This is a genomic window from Sphingobium aromaticiconvertens (assembly GCF_037154075.1).
Lineage (GTDB): Bacteria > Pseudomonadota > Alphaproteobacteria > Sphingomonadales > Sphingomonadaceae > Sphingobium > Sphingobium aromaticiconvertens.
Map to the genome: position 1 here is coordinate 1,130,355 of NZ_JBANRJ010000001.1, position 16,643 is coordinate 1,146,997.

Genomic DNA, 16,643 nt, shown 5'->3' on the forward strand with positions numbered 1-16,643 from the left:
ACCGTCCGGCGAAATCCGGCTAAGGGCAACAGCAGCGACCACAAAATGTGGTTCTTTTTGTTGCCCTCGGATCGACCCGGCCTTGCTGGGAAAACGACCATGCTGACCTACATTCAGATCAATGCCGCCAAGCCAAGAGCGAAGGCCTGGAACCTATCCGATTCTCAAGGCCTCTATCTCGTCATCCAGCCCAATGGCTCGAAGCTATGGCGCTTCAACTACCGATTTCTGGACAAGCAGAAGAAGCTTCATCTCGGCGGGTGGCCAACCATAAGCCTCGCTGAAGCGCGTGTTCGGCGCGACGAGGCCAAGAGAAAGATTGCCGAGGGGATCGATCCGGCGCTGGAGAAAAAGCGCGCGCGGATCGCCGCCAAGTACGCCGCTGCCAACACGTTCCAGGCGGTCGCCGAGGAATGGCTCGTCAAATGCGAGCGGGACGGTCTCGCGCCGGTGACCGTCGACAAGATCCGCTGGCTGCTTGCCAAGGCCTATCCATTGATCGGCACGATCCCGATCGCGCAGATCACGCCGCATGAGGCGCTCGCCGTCCTTCGCAAAGTCGAGGCGACCGGCGCCTACGAGAGCGCACGGCGCATGCGCAGCGTCCTGAGCCGCGTGTTCCGCTATGGCGTGGCGACCGTTCGGTGCGACAAGGATGTTGCCGCCGACCTTCGCGGCGCGATCGCCGTGCCCAAGGTCAGGCATTTCGCGGCCATCACGCGGCCGTCCGAGGTCGGCGCTTTGCTCCGGGCCATTGACGGCTATAGCGGCCACAAGGTTACCGTCATGGCAATGCGGCTCTCCCCACATGTGCTGCTTCGGCCCGGCGAGCTGAGGCAGGCCGAATGGACCGATATCGATTTCGACGAGGCAATCTGGTTCATCCCTGCGGAGCGCATGAAGATGCGACGGCCGCACCGAGTGCCGCTGTCACGGCAGGTGATCGCGATGCTCAAGGAGCTTCACGAGCACACGCACTGGTGGAAATACCTGTTCCCGTGCCTCGGCAAGCCGCGCAAGGCGATGTCGGAGAATGCCGTCAACCAGGGCTTGCGCAAGCTCGGCTACACGACCGACCAGATGACCGCGCACGGTTTCCGGGCGATGGCCGCGACGCTGCTCAACGAGATGGGCGAATGGAACCCCGACGCGATCGAGCGCCAGCTCGCCCATGTCGACACCAATCAGGTCCGGCGCGCCTATGCTCGCGGCGAATATTGGGACGAGCGCGTCGTCATGATGCAGCGCTGGTCGGACTATCTCGACCAGCTGCGCGACGGTGGGAAGATCCTACGGCCAGCCTGTTGATTGCCGTTGAGAAGTGACCCGGGGAAGCCAGTAATTTCCACTGAGAAGTGACCCATGTTTGAACACGTCCCTGGCTTTGACGAGCGGGGGACCATGGAGTGTTGGACATGGCATTATTGAGCGTTATCCGGCGGTGGCATTACCGCGATCATCTATCGATCCGGGAGATAGCCAGGCGCACCGGTCTTTCCCGCAACACCGTTCGTAAATATCTGCGGTCGGACACGATCGAGCCGCAGTTCAAGGTGCCGGAGCGACCGAGCAAGCTGGACCCGTTCGTCGAGCGGCTGACAGCCTGGCTGAGGCGGGAGATGGGCCGTCCGCGCAAGCAGAAGCGCACGGTCAAGCAGTTGTATGCCGATCTGGTGAGCCTCGGCTTTGACGGTTCCTATGGCCGTGTCGCGGCCTTTGCCCGGGACTGGCGTGATGATTATCGCCGCCAGCAGCAGATGAGCGGCAGAGGCACCTTCGTGCCGTTGTCCTTCGCACCGGGTGAGGCGTTCCAGTTCGACTGGAGCGAGGACTGGGCGATCATCGATGGCGTGCGCACCAAGCTGCAGGTCGCGCACTTCAAGCTCAGCTACAGTCGCGCCTTCTTTGTGCGGGCCTATCTACTGCAGACCCACGAGATGCTGTTCGACGCCCATAATCATGCGTTCCGCGTGCTGGGCGGCGTGCCGCGACGCGGCATCTACGACAACATGAGGACTGCCGTCGACAAGGTCGGGCGCGGCAAGAGCCGGACCGTCAACGCCCGCTTCCTGACGATGGTGAGCCATTATCTGTTCGAGGCCGAGTTCTGTAATCCGGCCGCTGGGTGGGAGAAGGGCCAGGTCGAGAAGAACGTGCAGGATGCACGGCATCGCCTGTGGCAGCCTGTCCCCCAGACTCAGAGCCTCGACGCTTTGAACATCTGGCTGGAGGAGCGCTGCAAGGCGCTATGGCAGGATATTCCGCACGGAATCGAGCCCGGGTCTGTCGCTGATGCCTGGGCGGATGAGGTGGCGAGCCTGATGCCGACAGGCAGGGCGTTCGATGGCTTTGTCGAGTATGGCAAGCGGGTCTCACCGACCTGCCTCGTCCATCTCGAGCGCAACCGCTACAGCGTGCCGGCGTCGTTCGCCAACCGCCCCGTCAGCCTGCGCGTCTATCCCGACCGCTTCCTGGTGGTCGCCGAGGGACAGTTGCTGTGCGAACACCAGCGTATCATCGAACGATCCCACGATGGGCCGGGGCGCACCGTCTATGACTGGCGCCATTATCTGGCGGTGGTGCAGCGCAAGCCAGGTGCCCTGCGCAATGGGGCGCCGTTCCTTGAACTGCCTGATCCCTTCCAGCGGCTGCAGCGGCATCTGTTGCGGTCTCCTGGCGGTGACAGGGAGATGGTCGAGATCCTGGCCCTGGTGCTGCATCATGACGAGCAGACCGTGCTGACGGCCGTCACGATGGCGTTGGAGGGGGGCGTTCCAACCAAGACCCATATCCTCAACCTCCTGCACCGTCTGCTCGACGGCAAGCCGCTGACAACGCCGCCGGTCACGGCGCCACAGGCGCTGAGACTGGTCAGCGAGCCGATGGCCAATGTCGAGCGCTATGACGCTCTGCGTCGGGAGAGCCGCCATGCGTCATGATCCCGCCAGCGGCGCTATTATCGTCATGCTGCGCAGCCTCAAGATGCACGGCATGGCGCAGGCCGTTACCGATCTCATGGAACAGGGTGCACCGGCGTTCGATGCCGCCATCCCGATCCTGTCCCAGCTCCTGAAGGCGGAGACTGCTGAACGAGAGGTGCGATCGGTATCCTATCAACTCAAGGCTGCGCGGTTCCCGGCCTATCGCGACCTGGCAGGCTTCGACTTCGCCAGCAGTGAGATCAACGAAGCGCTGGTGCGCCAGCTTCACCGCTGTGAGTTTATCGACGTTGCCGACAACATCGTGCTGGTCGGCGGCCCCGGCACCGGCAAGACCCACATCGCGACAGCGCTGGGCGTTCAGGCCATCGAGCATCATCGAAAACGGGTGCGGTTCTTCTCCACCGTCGAGTTGGTTAATGCGCTCGAACAGGAGAAGGCCCAGGGCAAGGCAGGCCAGGTCGCCGGAAGGCTCGCCCACGCCGATCTCGTGATCCTCGATGAGCTCGGCTATCTGCCGTTCAGCGCCTCAGGCGGTGCATTGCTGTTCCATCTGCTCAGCAAACTTTACGAGCGCACCAGCGTCATCATCACCACCAACCTCAGCTTCAGTGAATGGGCCACCGTGTTCGGTGATGCCAAGATGACCACAGCGCTGCTCGATCGGCTGACCCATCACTGCCACATCCTTGAAACCGGCAACGACAGCTTCCGGTTCAAAAACAGCTCTGCTCAGCAGCCCACAGCGCGAAAGGAGAAAACCTCATCTTGACCCAACGGTGACATCCGAAACATAATCGCAAGGTGGGTCACTTCTCGATGAAAACCCCGGGTCACTTCTCAACGGCAATCAACAGTTCGGGATACCGATCGTTTGAATCTCACTCAGAGTGACAGCGCGCTCGCCAAGGCAAAATTGACTGAGGCAAACGAGACCATGAGGACGCGTTTGAAGGAGGCGTGGTGCTATCTGCATTACCCGTCCCAGGATAGCGCACAGGCTGATGTTGAATGGATGTCTGGCAAGATCCCAGCCCAGGATGGATTACTGGCGCGTGCCAGCAAGAAGCTCTTAGCTGAGGAAGGCTTGCTCACGGAACTCGGACCGACGCGCCTGGATCGTGATCTCCAAAAGTATATTTGGAACGGGAAGCATCACCTCAGTTTGAAAGATCTGCGGGAGTACCTCAACAGGTACGTTTACCTGCCGCGCCTGAAAAATCAGGAGGTGTTGATCAAGGCAGTACAGGCGGCCGTGAGTGGCATGCTTCCCGGCCCTTTCGCCTATGCTGAGCGTTGGGACGAAAAGTCAGACACCTATCTGGGCCTTGCCATCGAGCGATCGGCGAATGCCGCAGTCGTAATTGACGGTGACAGCATCATCATCAAACCGGATGCAGCTGAGGCACACCGCCCGGCACCTAGGCAGCCTACTTCTGGCGGCGGCGACACCAGCGGTGGTGCTGGGGAACCGGCACCAGGTCCCGGCGAGACCTCGCCTGGAGGCCCGCCTGAACCGCCACCAGCTGAAAAACTGCCAACGCGTTTCACCGGTGCGGTCATGATTTCAGCTGACCGCCCTGCGAGGGAGATTCATCAGATCGTGGAGGCTATCGTTGAGCAGCTCACGACCTTGCCCGGCAGTGCGGTGAGGCTCAGGTTGGAAATTGAAGCCGATGTGCCCTCGGGTCTTGATCGAGCGAAGGTCAGGACACTGGTCGAGAACGCTAACACATTGGGTTTTGTTGAGAAGTCGATCGAATAGCGATGCCGACACTCGGTAAAACTCTTGCAGTCCCGCTAAATTATCTTCGTCCGGGCAGCGGAGATTTGCGGCCGACTATGTAAACGCGATTCGCGAAGAGCCGAAATTTCTGCATACCGACACGAGCTGGAACTTCATTCTCGTCGCCAGCGAGTTCGAGCCGGAGATCGAGAGCCGAATCTATAAGACGGATCTCCCGCATGCCTGTTCCTCAACAGCGACAATTTCCAGTTCCGGATCAAGACCTGGGCAGAGGTTGCGACTTCTCAAGCCTATGATTTGATTGAGAAATCAATTGCTTAGGTGCTCCACTAGAAAGCTCTTCTGAATCCGCCTACATCTATTAACGTCCACGGTCGTTCAGCTGGCTTAGGCATGGCGCTGCGTTCCAGAAGCGAGGATCAATCTCAAGCTTGCTCACGCGGCACGCGCTAGCAATCCATGCGTTCGGCCTCGAAAGCGTCGCCAGCTTTTCAAGAAGGCCCTTGAGGGTTTCCCTCTGCAGATTCTGCCACCTCATTCTGTTCCTCATAATTTGTCAGAAAAATACATCATGAACCTGACAAATTCGTTTTGCAATTTGTCAGAACTGCGCATACACGCTTCTGACAAAGGAACTGGCATGCGCGGACCGGGCCTCGATCTCAAAAGTGCCATATTGGACCGAATGGTCTCCGGAGGCGTGCCTTCAGTCTGGACGCCGCAGGACTTTCTCGACCTTGGCTCTCGCGACGCCGTTGATCAGGTGCTCCATCGACTGACCCGCAATGGCGATGTTCGCAGGATTGCCCGCGGCCTGTATGACAAGCCGAAACTCAACCACCTCACGGGCAAGCCCACGCACCCCGATCCGCGCGCCGTCGTCGATGCACTGGCTCGGCGGGACCAAGCCCGTGTCCTCGTCGATGGCGTAACCGCGGCCAACGATCTAGGACTCTCCGATGCCGTCCCTGCTCGCATCGTCGTCCATACCGACGCAAGATTGAAGCCCATCACGCTCGGCAACCTCAAGATCGATTTCAAAACCACTGCGCCAAGTCGACTGCACTGGGCGGGGCGGCCAGCGATGCGTGTCGTCCAGGCCTTGCATTGGTTGCATGACGCCGGGGGAGATACCGATCCGGATGTTGCCAAGCGTCTGCGCACCATTTTCGCCCACCCTGATCACGGCGCCGACATCGTCAACGACCTTCAGGCCGATATGCTGACGCTCCCGCTCTGGATGCAGAATATCCTGCGCGATACGATGCCGGCTACCTTGTCAGCTGACCGTCTGAAGACCAAGCGAGCATGACAATGAACGCCGCCTACGCCCAGTTCCTAGCATCCGATCCGACGGATCGACGGGATGTGTTCATCGGCGCCGGCCAGCGGCTCGGCACAGCGCCCCAGAATATCGAGAAGGATTTCTGGGTCTGCTGGACGCTCGATGCACTGTTCAACGGTCCGGCGTCCCACGGCCCGCGCTTTCTGTTCAAAGGGGGTACGTCGCTGTCGAAAGGCTTCGGCCTGATTCAGCGTTTTTCCGAGGACATCGACATCACGGTGTTTCGCGAAGACATCGGCCAAGATGCAAGCGTCGAGGCGCTGGAGGGGATGTCCGGCAAGAAGCGACAGGCCAAGCTCGATGCCATTAAGGCGGCATGCCAAGCCTTCATAGGCGGAGACCTGTTCGTCCAGCTTTCGGAGACACTGGCCAGTGCAGTGGGCGAGGGCATGGCAGGCGCGAAGGTCGAACTCGATCCGGACGATGAAAGCGCGCAGAGCCTTCTACTTTGGTATCCAAGCGTGACAGCCGATCCCGACGGGTACATCCGCAAAGCCGTCAAAATAGAATCCGGGGCCAAATCCGCTCTCGACCCTCATGCACGCCATAGCGTCACTCCCTATCTCGCCGACGACCTGCCCGCCCTCGACCTGACGGTCGCCAACGTGACCATCGTCGACGTGGAACGCACCTTCTGGGACAAGGTCGTCATTCTCCATGGCCTGCGCCGCTGGTTCGACGCCCGGCAGGTTTTGCGTGCGGGTGGCCAGCGCGTCTCACGCCATTATTACGACGTGCATCAAATGATGGTCGCCGGAACCGGCGCTTCAGCGATGGCCAACCCCGAGCTCGGCAGGGATTGCGTCGCACACGCCCGGATGTTCTTTAACAGCCGCGACCTCGATCTTGCTCATGCTGAGCCCGGTAGCTTCTCCCTGATACCGACCGACGCGATGATCGCTGACCTCCGCCGCGACTATGGTGCCATGGCCGGCATGATCTTCGGCGATGTGCCCGACTTCGATGCCGTCCTCGCAACCGTCGAAACGCTCCAGCGCTCGTTGAACGAACCGGCCGCATGATCATCACGCGACATTGCTCTGGCTGATATCGCCCGCATCGCGCGGCTGCTCTCCGGACCGTGCGAAGTGCAAAGAGCGCTCAGGAACCTCCCTTGGGAGTGGTCGCCACGTTCACCTTGTCATGCGCTGCCATTAGGTTTTTCTGCTGCACGATCTTTAGGTTATCGTGTCAGGGAATGCGATGATCCCCTCACTTGTCCGAAATTTGTAGCCATATTTCGGACAATCCGGCCCAACGCCCAGACGGATACGATCCGCCCGTCGATTTACGTCCAGCGCTCGAATGACATTGGATTTTAGGCCATGGATATACCATGAGCTTATCTGGGGCATAAAAATTGAGGCAATTACTCGACGCATGGAAGTTCCTCGCGCCCATGATCTCGAATTGGCCAGCGCTCGAGCCGAGCCGGGCTTGAGCAGAGCGTCCATCCACATCCAGCCTTTTCCACGAATCCAGATCGTGCTAATGATGCCTTTGGCGAGTTCGTAAGTCTATGATTTGACTGCGAAATCAATCGCTTAGCTGCCCAGCAATCAAGCTCTTCTGGGCACCATTTGTTCTTCCGGGGACATCCGAGAACGTCCGAAAGGTGGCTGATTTCAGCCGTTTTTTGTGCTAAGACCGTCCGGTCAAATCCGGGCTGATCCGGCACCAATCGGGAACAAATATGGTATCCTGCATGGTATCGAAGGCCCCTTATGGACGGGCCGATACCATGGGAAAACTTTACGCCACGACCGTTACCAGCGCCAGGCCGAGGGAGCGCGAATACAAGCTCACCGACGGCGCCGGCCTCTATCTCCTCGTCAAGCCGAACGGCCGCAAGCTCTGGCGGCTGAACTATGCCTATCTTGGCAAGCAGCGCACGCTCTCCTTCGGCGCATGGCCCGATGTCGGTCTCGGCGATGCGCGCGAACGGCGCGACGAAGCGCGCAAGCTGATCGCGGCCGGCCTCGCGATCCCTCGCACGAGGCCAAGCTCGCCGTGGCCCGCGAGATGCTGTCCGAGGAGAACAGCTTCAAGCTGGTCGCCGAGGAATGGGTCGCCAAGCAGGAACGCGAAGGGATGGCCGAGATCACCCTCAGCAAGATTCGCTGGCTGCTCGACAAGGCCTATCCCAGGATCGGCAATCGCCCCGTCGCCAAGATCACCGCGCAGGAGGTGCTTGTCGTGCTCCGCTCGATCGAGGCCACCGGCCGCTACGAAAGCGCACGGCGCATGCGCAGCGTGCTCGGTCGCGTGTTCCGCTATGCCATCGCGACCACGCGGGCCGAAACCGATCCGGCACGCGACCTGCGCGGCGCGCTCACCGTGCCCAAGGCCAAGCATCTCGCCGCCATCACCACTGACAAGGGCGCGGGCGAACTCATGCGCGCGATCGAAGGCTATACCGGCCATGCCATCACCCTGTTCGGGCTCAGGCTGTCGGCACATCTGTTCGTGCGCCCCGGCGAATTGCGTCAGGCGGAGTGGAGCGAATTCGAATTCGACCGTTCGGTCTGGAACATCCCCGAGCAGAAGATGAAGATGCGGCGGCCGCACCGGGTGCCGCTGTCCACGCAGGCAACCAAGCTCTTCGAGCAGCTCTGGGAGCTGACGGGCACGGGGAAATACTGCTTTCCCTCCTTCCGCTCGCCGCGTCGCCCGATGTCCGAGAATACCGTCAATGCGGCGCTGCGGGCGCTCGGGTTCGGGCAGGAGGAGATGACGGCGCACGGTTTCCGGGCGATGGCGGCGACGCTGCTCAACGAAACAGGCAAATTCAATCCCGACGCCATCGAGCGCCAGCTCGCCCATATGGAGACCAACGCCATCCGGCGTGCCTACACCCGCGGCGAATATTGGGACGAGCGCGTGCGCATGATGCAGCACTGGTCCGATCATCTCGACCAGTTGCGCGACGGCGCCAAGGTGCTGAAGCCGAACTTCGCGCGCGGCTGACAGGACGCACATCCGATCACCGATCACGGTAGGTCCAGTTCGTCACATCGGCGATCGATTCGAACACATCCAGCGGATCGGATGCGAGCGGATCATATTGGGTCGCCCGCGCCTCCGCCCAATCCAGCCATTCGGACGCCGGCTTGTCTTCTATGACCATGGTCGGATCCGGAATCGCGGCGCGAAGCGCGGCGACGAAACTCCGGGCAAGTTCGGCATCGCGCCACCGGCCGGCATGCTCGAGCAGGCGCCGAAAGCGGTTCTCCTCGAGCTTGCGTTGCTGTTCCAGTTCGTAGCGCCGCTGCGCCTCAATCCGTCGCCGCTCCTCCGCTTTCTCGCGCTGCTCGCGCTCGACCGCCATCAGCGGGAACGCGGCGACCAGTGTCGCGAGAATGTCGCCGGCCATCATCTCAACTGTGCCCTTGCGGCCGTCCTGCCAGTTGCGTTGCAAGCCGCCGGGCAGCCAGCCTTTCACCTCGAAGATGAGGATGTCGGTCTCGACAAGTTCCAGCCTGTAGTCCTTGTCACCGGACGAGCGCCAACGCTGCTCATCGGCCGTGAGCGGCCGTCGGACCTGCTGCAGCTTCGTCCTGAGCTGAAATTCGATCCTTTCGCGCCCGAGCGTGGCGACAAGGTCACGCCGGTCGCTTTCTGTGATCGCCACATGCTCGGCTTCCAGCGCCTTGAGCAACGCATCCAGCGCCCTGTGGCGCCGCCGTTCCTGCGGAGTGAACGGCGCTGGGTGGACCAGCCGCTTGAGCCGATGGTCATAGATCTGTTCCCGCTTGCCGATGTCGCGCTCTCGCTTCGCGATCCAACCAGCAATGATCGGATGCGGTCGGGCGAGACGGTCGACGATGCGGGGCGGGCTGGCCTTGTCACGCGCTGCCGCGAGGGCAATCTGAGTTGCCGGGGCAACGGCGCGCCCGGCGGCGACCGGGACGATCCTGATCGTCTCGTCCATGCCCGGCCCGGCTGGCGGCAATGCCCTGGTTATAACGGGCTTGCCTGCAGCGAGCTTGTTCCAATGACCCTGGACTGGTCGCGGAACTTCGAACCGATCACAAATCTTGGCCAATCCCTGGTCGGATATCCCGAACCTCTTTGCCAGATGGCTGACGGGATGCGCCCAGACCAGCGCATGAAGTTCCTGGCGAGTCAGGCTGGTCGGGCCAATCGGGTCATTTTCGGAATTCGTCTGCCTTACACTGTTCACTGCCATCTCACCAACAACACTGTCCTTCATCCTATGTCGCCTGACGGCAGACACTTAAGGCGCGATCATTCCTGGTAGTTTCTCGCGCCAGATTGCCCAGGCCCGAGCGTCCGGCGATCGGTGCGTCGTGCGTGGGCCAAGGCAACAGATCGTCAAGGCCGCGGATCGACCACAACCCGGAAACCCCGGGCTTGCTTCTCTTCGATCCTGCATTAGTCTGATCTGGCACCGCTTTTTGGCGGTGCCGAGGCGTGAGAACCTCGCATGGGATGATTTACCCGCCATCGTGCGGCCGGGTGGCCGACGCGCATGTCCAAGCCGTTCGCGGCCAAAGGCGTCGGCGCGTGTTCTCATGCACGTTCTCAACACCCGGCTCCGGCCGGCTTTGCCTCGGATGACGAGGCGAGCCAGGCATGGAAGATGGACTGACCAGATTTCGCCGCGGACGCGGCCATTTCGGCATCGGGCAAGGACAGGCCCGATGCGACTGATCGCCGACGCCTTGACATCCTTGTCGGCTGCGCGGATTGCCGAGGGCGACCCACTGCCGCCCGACGATCGTGTCGCCGCTGGATCGGTACTGGCGCTCGAAGACCTTTACCGGACGCAGGGGCCGGGCCTGCGTCGCTACTTCGCGCGTCGCGCCCACGGCCAGGACGTCGATGACCTGATGCAGGAGAGTTTTGCCAGGCTCGCCGACGCGGCAAACGTCCCCGACAGGACAATCGAGCAACCGGAAGCCTATTTGAACCGGATTGCCACCAACCTGCTGCGGAACCGGGCGCGATCGGCCCTGCAACGCTCGCTTGCGCAGCATGTCCCGGTCGAGGAGGAATCCCTGGCCGGGCCTGACATGACCGCCGCACTGGAGGCCCGCGACCTGCTGGATCGGCTCCAGAACGCGCTGATACGACTGAAGCCGAAGACACGCGGCATCTTCCTTGCCCATCGCGTCGACGGTCACAGCTATAACGAGATCGCCAAGCAAACCGGATTGAGCGTAAAAGGCGTCGAGTGGCATATGACAAAGGCAATCGCCCATCTCGACCGCATGCTGAGGTCCCGTTGACACCCGACGTCGGTAAGGAAGCTGGCACGGATGAGGCCGTGCGCGACGAAGCGATTGCCTGGCTGGGCCGTCTGCGCGGGCCTGACGGCGCCGAATATCACGCCGCGTTCGAAGACTGGTACACGGCCTCCCCACACAATGCCGAAATCTATGATGACGTTCTCGGCAATTGGGAGCGCATGGCCCTGGCCGGCCGAACACCGATCGGTGAAGCATCGCGACGGCAGGCCGCAACATCCGGTGCCCGACGCTGGCCGAGGATTGCCGTTGCCGCAGCGGCCGCCATGATCCTGGTCGTGCTTTCAGGCGTCGGACTGCATCGCTTCGGCGTGATCGGAACCAGCCCGGCGGCCCCGACCGAAGTCGCAAGCCGGACGGGCGAGATCCGGACGGTCACGCTCGCCGATGGTTCCCGCGTGACGCTCGATACCGACACGTTGCTCGAAATCGCCTACACGACCGGCGAGCGCCGGCTGACGCTCGAGCGGGGCCGCGCCCGGTTTGACGTGGCGCATGACCCGGCGCGCCCGTTCATTGTCATGGCCGGAAGCGGGACGGTCATTGCCCACGGGACGCTCTTCGACGTCGAACGACTGGGCGCGCGCGTGCTGGTGTCGCTGCTGCGAGGTTCGGTCGAGGTCACCGGCCTCCCAGCTGATACGAATGGACTGGCCAGCAAGGGCCGCTTCCTCAAGCCCGGCCAGCGACTGGCGATCGAAAGCCGGGCCGCACCAGGTTCGCCCACGGCGCTCAGCGCCACCGAGACGCGCTGGACATCGGGGATGCTCTCGTTCGACGACACGCCGCTTGCCGAGGTCGCGGCGGCTACCAACCGCTACAATGGCGTGAAGATCGGTCTTGCCGATCCCGCGCTTGGCGAGCTGCGGTTCAGCGGCACCTTCACCGCGCGCGATCCCCTTGGCCTGGCCCGGATGGCGGCCGCGATGTTCGATCTCTCCCTGTCTCGCGACGATCAGGGCAACATCCTGCTCGGGCGCCCGTCGGCGGCCTCAAAATAATCCCAGGGTAAACCGCCGCTGCGTTGTCGAGGTCCCCAAGCGATGCCGTGTCCGTGCGTCGCAGGGGGAACTTGCAATGGGAATATTGCGTGACGCGTTGATTGCCGCCTCGATCTCGACAAGCATGGCGGCTCTTGTCCTTGGAACCGCACCCGCTATGGCCGGCGAGATCGGGCGGAAGACCTATCATCTCCCGGCGCAGCCGCTCGCGGCGTCGCTGCGCGCGGTCGCCATCGCGTCCGGGCGCAACATCGCGGCGCCCGCGGACCTTGTGAACGAGAAGCGTGCGCCGGCGCTGGACGGCGACTTCTCGGCGGAGGAGGCCGTCGCCGCACTGCTCGACGGGTCCGGCCTGTCGTTCGACCGGGTCGGGGGCAGTTTTGTCGTGCGCGCTTTGCAGAAGGCCGCGGGTCCTGCAGTCGTGAACAGCGAACAGGACATATTGGTCACCGGCACGCGGATCCGGGGTGCCGGGCCGGTCGGGTCAAATGTCGTGACCGTCGACCGTAAGGAGATCGACCGCAGCGGCTACTCGACCACACAGCAACTCCTCGCCGCTGTCCCGCAGAATTTTGGCGGCGGCGCCAATGAAGGTACTGTCGGCTTCTCGGTGCGCAACAACAGCAGCACCAATTTCGGCTTTGGCTCGGGCATCAACCTGCGCGGGCTGGGCACCACCTCGACGCTCACCCTAATCGACGGCAACCGTCCCCCGCTCGGCGGCGGCGCAGGCAGCTTTGTCGACCTGACCCTTATCCCGTCGAGCGTGATCGACCGGATCGAGATCCTCGCCGACGGCGCCTCGGCGATCTACGGCTCTGACGCCGTCGCAGGTGTGGTCAATGTCCGGCTGCGTCGCGACCTCGACGGCGCCGAAACCCGGCTACGCTACGGCTTTGCCGACGGTTTCGACGAGGTGCAGGCAAGCCAATTGGGCGGATTCCATTGGACGGGCGGCCGGTTCATCGCCGGCTATGAATATTACCGCCGGGGGCGGCTGGGCGCTGACGACCGCCGCTACGCGACCGAGGATCTCCGCGCCTATGGCGGTCCCGACTATCGGCAGGACTATGCCAACCCGGCGACGATCGTCACTGCCAACGGGCAGGTGTTCGGCGTCCCGCGCGGCCAGAACGGAACCGGCCTCACGGTCGGCGACCTCGTGGCGGGCGCCGCCAACCTCGCCGACGGGCGCCAAGGGACTGATATCCTGCCCGAGCTGGATCGGCACTCGGCCTATGCCGCGGTCGAGCAGGATCTGGGCGGCATCTTCAAGTTCCGCGCCCAGGGTTTCTTCGCCGACCGGCGATCCTCGGCGCGCTATTTTCCCAGCAACTATGGCGGGGTCGTCGTCACGCCCGACAATCCCTTCTATGTCGACCCGCTCGGCACGGGACAGCCGATCACCGTCCATTATGACTTCCGGCCCGACCTCGGCTCGCCGACGCTCAACGCCCATGTGACCAACTGGGCGGGCGCGGCGTCACTCGACGCATCGCTTGGCCGCTGGTCCGCCGAATTCCACGGCGCCTATGGCGAGCAGCGCGAACGGCAGACCACGATCAACGTCCCCAATTATTATCGGCTGGCGGTCGCGCTCGCCGATCCCGATCCGGCGACCGCCTACAATTTGCTCGGGGATGGCTCAGTCACCAACCCCGCCACGATCGACCGCGTCCGTGGCGGTTTCGTCCAGACCGGCCGTTCCCGGCAATGGTCGACAACGCTGAAGTTCGAAGGCCCGCTGTTCGCGCTCCCGGCCGGCGATGTCCGGATGGCGATCGGCGGCGAATATCGGCACGAATGGTATGGCTATTCTTCAGCCGACGACGAGTTCACGCCGGGACCGGTGGATGCAGGGTCGGCGGGCTTCCCGCTCGGCCGCTCGGTCGTCGCCGGCTATGCCGAATTGCTGGCGCCCTTGATCGGTCCGGAACAGGATATCCCGGGCATCGACCGGCTCGACCTCTCGGTCGCCGGGCGGATCGAACGCTACAGCGATGTCGGGACGACTGCCAATCCGCGTCTCGGGCTGAGCTGGACGCCCGTGCCAGCGCTGACGCTGCGCAGCACGTTCGGCACGTCCTTTCGGGCGCCGAGCTTCAGCGACATTCGCCATGGTCCCGGCCTCAATCAGATCATCCCGCTGCCGCTGCCCGATCCCGCGTCGCCGACCGGGAACAGCAATGTGGTGGCGCTGTTCGGCAACCGCCCCGATATCGGCCCGGAAAAGGCGCGGACCTGGACCGCGGGGTTCGACTTCCGCCCGGCAGGCCTGCCCGGCCTCTCGGTCAGTGCCACCTATTTCGATATTTCCTATCGTGACCGCATCAGCAATGTCGCCGCCGAGCTTTTCTCGTTTCTGTCGCAGCGCAGCCGGTTCCAGTCGCTGATCACCGACAATCCTGCCGCCGCTACGACCGCGCTCTATGCGGACCCGACCTTCGTCAACCCTTACGGGATTCCCGTCTCGGCCGTGACGGTGCTGATCGACGGACGCAACGCCAACCTGTCGCGGACGACTGAGCGCGGGCTGGATTTCGATATCGGATATCGCGGTGGCGAGAAGGACCGCAGCTTCGAACTCGGGGTGAGCGGCACCTGGCTGTTCACCCTCAAGCAGCAGATCACCGCAACGTCCGATGTCGCCGATGTCGTATCGACCATCGGCAATCCAATCGACCTGCGGCTGCGGGGTCGCGCCGCGGCCACGCTCGGAAAGGCGAGTGCCGCCGCCTATCTCAACTTCGTCAACGGCTATCTGAACAACGGCGTCGCCCCGGTCGAGCGCGTGCAGAGCTGGACGACGCTCGATCTTCAGCTCGGCTACGAACTCGGCGGGGATCGCGGACCGCTGCACGGCGCCAGGCTGGCGCTCAGCGTCACCAACCTGTTCGATTCGTCACCGCCCTACGTCAATAACCGCACGCCCTTCTCGGCGTCGGGCTTCGACCCCGAAAATGCCAGCCCCGTCGGACGCATGATCGCCTTCCAGCTGGTGAAGTCATGGTGAAGCGGCGGCTGTTGCTCCTGTTCGTGCTGCTTGCCCTTGCCGGCGTCGCCCACGCCCAGCGCACGCCATCTATGCGCGAGATGATCGAACTGACTGACCTGTCCAGCGTCGCCCTCTCGCCTGACGGCCGGACGGTGGCGTTCCGCGAGGAGAGCGTGTCGATCGAGCGGAATGCGCATGATCTCGCCTGGTTCGTCGTCCCGGTGGATGGCAGCGCGCCGCCGCGCCGGCTCGCGGACGCCGGCGAAGGCAACTGGCTCAACGGCACGCTGCTGTCCGAGCCGCCGGTGTGGTCGGCGGATTCGCGCTTCATCCTATATCGCGCCGTGATCGACGGCGAGGTGCAGGTCTGGCGCGCGGCGGCCGATGGCTCGGGGGTTGCCCGCATCACCCGCGAGGCCGGCAACGTCATCGACATGATGCTGGGGGTCGACGGCCGCACGATCACCTACCGGGTCGGGGCTTCGCGCGACGATATCGTCCAGGCCGAACACGAGGAATATGATCGGGGCGTCCTGATCGATGCCAGCGTCGACCCCTCGCGCCCGCTCTATCGCGGCGGGCGCATCGACGGGCGCCAGGCCACCGAACGGCTGAAGGGGTTCTGGTTCGGCCATGGCGGCCTGCTCGCCGACCAGGCGCCGCATGTCCGGGCGGTGGACATTGTCTCGGGAATTGCCCGGGACGCGGACGCGGCGGAGAAGGCGCGGCTCGCGCCCCGCCTGGACTATTTCGACAAGCTCGACGGGCGGCTGATCATTGCGCGCGTCGCATCGGGCGATATGCGCTCGACAACGGCGCATGGACATCATTCCAGCGTGGCGAGCCCTTTCATGTCGCCGCGTTCGAGAGGGCCGTAGCGCGGCTTGGACCGGATGCCGACTGGATCGTGGTGCCCGACATCGTCATGGGCGGTCTCGCCTCGCTGCAATTCACGCGTGGTTGGCTCGACAGGCTTCGGCGGCGTCGCACACTGTCTGGCGCGACCTTCCTGATCGCAGTCCAGAACGGCATGAAGCCTGAGCATGTCCGCGGCCTGCTTGACCCAAGAGTGGGGATCTTCGTCGGCGGTGACACGCGCTGGAAGCTGGCGACCATGGCCCAGTGGGCGCGCCTTGCGCACGCGCACGGCGCGGTCTGCCATGTCGGACGGGTCAATAGTGCGCGGCGCATCCGCCTGTGCGCGGCGGCCGGCGTCGATAGCTTCGACGGATCGGGCGTCTCGCGCTTCGCATCCGCCCTGCCGCCGCTCGATCTCGCGCGGCGACAAGGCGATGTCGAGGGCTGGTTGGCACGAAGGATCGCGCAATGACGCTCAACTGCCTGCG

The 16,643-nt window shown here is 63.1% G+C and carries 12 protein-coding genes and 1 pseudogene; 12 read left to right on the plus strand and 1 reads right to left on the minus strand.

Annotated elements, in window-relative coordinates; all coding sequences use genetic code 11:
* The first annotated feature begins 99 nt into the window (after positions 1-99).
* The 7 genes and pseudogenes from WFR25_RS05510 (at position 100) to WFR25_RS05540 (ending at position 8,998) form a co-directional block, all read left to right on the plus strand.
* Positions 100-1,308 carry a tyrosine-type recombinase/integrase gene (locus WFR25_RS05510; RefSeq protein ID WP_336969315.1) on the plus strand — a complete coding sequence of 403 codons (1,209 nt, stop codon included), beginning with the start codon at positions 100-102 and terminating at the stop codon, positions 1,306-1,308.
* A 107-nt stretch (positions 1,309-1,415) separates the two neighbouring features.
* On the plus strand, positions 1,416-2,939 hold the full coding sequence (gene istA / locus WFR25_RS05515; protein WP_336968217.1) for an IS21 family transposase: 1,524 nt from the start codon (positions 1,416-1,418) through the stop codon (positions 2,937-2,939).
* On the plus strand, positions 2,929-3,711 hold the full coding sequence (gene istB / locus WFR25_RS05520) for an IS21-like element helper ATPase IstB (protein WP_336968219.1): 783 nt from the start codon (positions 2,929-2,931) through the stop codon (positions 3,709-3,711). Before istA ends, istB begins: the two co-directional genes overlap by 11 nt.
* Before the next feature lie 102 nt (positions 3,712-3,813).
* A complete protein-coding gene (locus WFR25_RS05525; protein WP_336969317.1) occupies positions 3,814-4,704 on the plus strand; it encodes a hypothetical protein in 891 nt (296 codons plus the stop codon).
* A gap of 553 nt (positions 4,705-5,257) precedes the next feature.
* Entirely contained in the window at positions 5,258-5,998 is a 741-nt protein-coding gene (locus WFR25_RS05530) for a DUF6088 family protein (protein WP_336969320.1), read from the plus strand.
* Between the two features lie 56 nt (positions 5,999-6,054).
* Positions 6,055-7,053, plus strand: coding sequence for a nucleotidyl transferase AbiEii/AbiGii toxin family protein (locus tag WFR25_RS05535; protein WP_336969321.1), 999 nt, complete (start codon positions 6,055-6,057; stop codon positions 7,051-7,053).
* A gap of 719 nt (positions 7,054-7,772) precedes the next feature.
* Positions 7,773-8,998: pseudogene (locus WFR25_RS05540) on the plus strand (tyrosine-type recombinase/integrase).
* Between the two features lie 16 nt (positions 8,999-9,014).
* Here WFR25_RS05540 and WFR25_RS05545 read toward each other — a convergent pair.
* Positions 9,015-10,244, minus strand: a complete 1,230-nt coding sequence (locus tag WFR25_RS05545) for a hypothetical protein (protein ID WP_336969323.1) — start codon at positions 10,242-10,244, stop codon at positions 9,015-9,017.
* A 451-nt stretch (positions 10,245-10,695) separates the two neighbouring features.
* Between WFR25_RS05545 and WFR25_RS05550 the strand changes: the two genes are divergently transcribed.
* From WFR25_RS05550 to WFR25_RS05570, 5 genes are all read left to right on the plus strand, one after another.
* Positions 10,696-11,283 carry an RNA polymerase sigma factor gene (locus WFR25_RS05550; RefSeq protein WP_336969326.1) on the plus strand — a complete coding sequence of 196 codons (588 nt, stop codon included), beginning with the start codon at positions 10,696-10,698 and terminating at the stop codon, positions 11,281-11,283.
* Entirely contained in the window at positions 11,280-12,302 is a 1,023-nt protein-coding gene (locus WFR25_RS05555; protein WP_336969329.1) for a FecR family protein, read from the plus strand. The genes WFR25_RS05550 and WFR25_RS05555 overlap by 4 nt, the downstream gene beginning before the upstream one ends.
* 76 nt (positions 12,303-12,378) lie before the next feature.
* Entirely contained in the window at positions 12,379-15,315 is a 2,937-nt protein-coding gene (locus tag WFR25_RS05560) for a TonB-dependent receptor domain-containing protein (RefSeq protein ID WP_336969330.1), read from the plus strand.
* Positions 15,309-16,175, plus strand: coding sequence for a hypothetical protein (locus WFR25_RS05565; RefSeq protein WP_336969333.1), 867 nt, complete (start codon positions 15,309-15,311; stop codon positions 16,173-16,175). Before WFR25_RS05560 ends, WFR25_RS05565 begins: the two co-directional genes overlap by 7 nt.
* A 29-nt stretch (positions 16,176-16,204) precedes the next feature.
* Complete coding sequence (locus WFR25_RS05570) at positions 16,205-16,627, plus strand: hypothetical protein (RefSeq protein ID WP_336969335.1); 423 nt, start codon at positions 16,205-16,207, stop codon at positions 16,625-16,627.
* Positions 16,628-16,643: the final 16 nt, after the last annotated feature.

What these genes read in the sequence shown, in the direction of transcription:
- WFR25_RS05510 (WP_336969315.1), top strand. Translation starts at nt 100, where the DNA reads ATGCTGACCTACATTCAGATCAATGCCGCCAAGCCAAGAGCGAAGGCC.
- istA (WP_336968217.1), top strand. Translation starts at nt 1,416, where the DNA reads ATGGCATTATTGAGCGTTATCCGGCGGTGGCATTACCGCGATCATCTA.
- istB (WP_336968219.1), top strand. Translation starts at nt 2,929, where the DNA reads ATGCGTCATGATCCCGCCAGCGGCGCTATTATCGTCATGCTGCGCAGC.
- WFR25_RS05530 (WP_336969320.1), top strand. Translation starts at nt 5,258, where the DNA reads ATGAACCTGACAAATTCGTTTTGCAATTTGTCAGAACTGCGCATACAC.
- WFR25_RS05545 (WP_336969323.1), bottom strand. Translation starts at nt 10,244, where the DNA reads ATGAAGGACAGTGTTGTTGGTGAGATGGCAGTGAACAGTGTAAGGCAG.
- WFR25_RS05550 (WP_336969326.1), top strand. Translation starts at nt 10,696, where the DNA reads ATGCGACTGATCGCCGACGCCTTGACATCCTTGTCGGCTGCGCGGATT.
- WFR25_RS05560 (WP_336969330.1), top strand. Translation starts at nt 12,379, where the DNA reads ATGGGAATATTGCGTGACGCGTTGATTGCCGCCTCGATCTCGACAAGC.
- WFR25_RS05565 (WP_336969333.1), top strand. Translation starts at nt 15,309, where the DNA reads ATGGTGAAGCGGCGGCTGTTGCTCCTGTTCGTGCTGCTTGCCCTTGCC.